At 56.2% G+C, this 2,225-nt stretch carries 2 protein-coding genes; both read left to right on the top strand.

Going from position 1 to position 2,225, the window contains the following annotated elements; translation table 11 throughout:
• The first annotated feature begins 259 nt into the window (after positions 1-259).
• Positions 260-1,726: an FkbM family methyltransferase gene (locus A1351_RS02505; protein ID WP_083967032.1), complete on the top strand. Its 1,467-nt coding sequence runs from the start codon at positions 260-262 to the stop codon at positions 1,724-1,726.
• A gap of 139 nt (positions 1,727-1,865) precedes the next feature.
• On the top strand, positions 1,866-2,225 hold a 360-nt coding region (locus A1351_RS25570; protein WP_210178228.1), incomplete at its 3' end, for a hypothetical protein.

The raw sequence follows: 2,225 nt of genomic DNA, 5'->3' as shown, positions 1-2,225 counted from the left end.
GATCAGTGAGGATTGGTATTAGACGAGCTTCCACGACGTGACCCCGCAGGCCGCCGCTCAGCGCTTTCCTGGGGTGGAAATGAACAACGTGGCATTTGCAGTTCCGCCGAGTGTGACTTAAGCTTTCACGCTGGCCTATCGTCCGATTTCCTGATCGTGTGCTTCGAGGCTGACGACCGGGAATTTCGACGTTGGAACAGATAAATTACTCCTGCTTCCATCCCGGCAAAGCCGGGAGGCTTCCTTACGGTTTAGGAAAATGCCAGATCACGAGAATAGTGGCGCCTCTCTTGTTGCCGACATTTTGGGATCTCAGGTCAATGTCGCGAAAACCCGTGTCGGCGACATGATATATGTTAAGCACGATGAATACGTTGGACGCTCGCTTGCGCTCTACGGCGAGTGGGCTCAGTTGGAAATCGAGCGTCTTCTCGATTATGTTGAACATGGTGATTTCGTCCTCGACATTGGTGCCAATATCGGGGTGCATGCGCTGGCTTTCGCGCGGAAGGTCGGAGCTTCAGGCAAAGTCTGGGCGTTCGAGCCCGACCCCGTCAATGGTCTTATCCTGCGCCTCAACGTCCTGCAATCCGGCTTGCAGGATATTGTCGTTCCATATGACGTGGCGCTATCCGACCACCTCGCGATTCGGTCGTTCCGCACCTATCCTCTTGCGCTCCCAGAGAATTTCGCCCATGCGGGGGTCGATGACGCCACCGGGACTTATCCACGGATCGCTGTCGCACTCGATGAGTTATTTATCGAACACGATCCGGTCCTGATCAAGATTGACGCGGAAGGTCATGATCTGTGCGTACTGCAAGGCTTACGGGCGCTCCTTAAGCGTGCCTCTCCCGTCGTTAGCATAGAGGCTGAAACGCAGGATTACGCCGATGCTATTTCTCAATTTATGAGTGCGCTCTCCTACGACGTTTATGATTTCGTTACTGATGCCTTCAACCCGCGCAATTACGCAGGGTATTGCGGCGACATCTGGTCGGGTGCTGGTAAATGTATCAATCTGCTTTGTGTAGTCAGGGGCAAGCATGTGCCGCCGGAAAATATGCCCTTGCGAAGCCCAACCACGGCGACCATCCATGAAGTGGGGATCGCAGATACGGCGGGCGATGAGCGGTCGGTGCTGCGCAATTTGCAGAATGAACGAGATGCACTGGTGGTAGAGCTAACACTGTTGAAGCAACAGCTCAATTCCGCAGCAAACAATTACGGGCACTCTGGTGCCCAAATTACAGCACCGCAGTCTTGCCTGGATGACGCTGCCGATGTGTCGCGCGCTTATGCTGTGGCGACCTTGCACATCGAAACGCTAAGCTTGGTGCGGCACGAGCAGGATTTAGCTCTCGCTGCGGCGCTGCGCGAAATGGACGTGTTACGCGAGAACTGCGCGCGCGCCGAGGCCAAGATCGCCGAGCTGAGCGCGCAAGTCGCTTCGTACGGACAGGGGAAGGAGATATATGAAGCGATTCAGGATAGCCTTAAAAAGGCGCAAGAGGAAAACATCGCGCTCGCCGCTATGTGCGCAGAGGCGCGCGATCGCGCGGAATCGCAGCAAGCGTCCGCCGCGGCGGATTTTGCTCGGTTTCGTAACGAACTACGCGTCGCGCGTGAAGAGGCTGCCGCCGCCCGCGCCTTGCTCGCGCGGGAAAGGAGCGCATCTATTGCATCTGAAAATCCCGTCGGCGGAGCTAATCCTGAATCTGGGTGACAGGGCAACGCCTATTGGGGCTGGTATTATGTCAACAGGCAGCCGAATCCTCAGCGGAGTAGGTTCTATATTTCAATCGGAATCTGCTTCCCAGACGAGGGAGCTCTCAAATGTGAGGAGCTCGATCGATTGCCTCGGCATGAACGAAGATGAATACGGGGAGAAAAAAGCAGCCGATTGGCTCGGTAAAATCCCTGAAGGATGTGTGGAAATATATGAAGATTACTCTGCGGTTGTGACGCGACCGGTCAGCCAATTCGAGCCTGATCCAGATGCTCGAGCCCAATCTTTAATGGCTTGGGTTGAGGAGGAGGTCGGGCGAGCGGTAGCCGGTATTCGGAACTATGAAACTGCGCCCGTCGAGAGCCTCTCTGAGGTGACGTGCCCCCGAAATTTCATCCAGCGGCGAGTTGAGTCCCGGCGGTTGATACGCCCGCGGGCGTGGGGTGAGCAACAGGCGATCGGCGGAGCTGGTCCGGGTTGCGCAGCCGATCGCCTG

This window comes from Methylosinus sp. R-45379, from assembly GCF_001644125.1.
Lineage (GTDB): Bacteria > Pseudomonadota > Alphaproteobacteria > Rhizobiales > Beijerinckiaceae > Methylosinus.
Note: the sequence above shows the minus strand (reverse complement) of the source record. Positions and strands in the feature narration are given on the sequence as shown.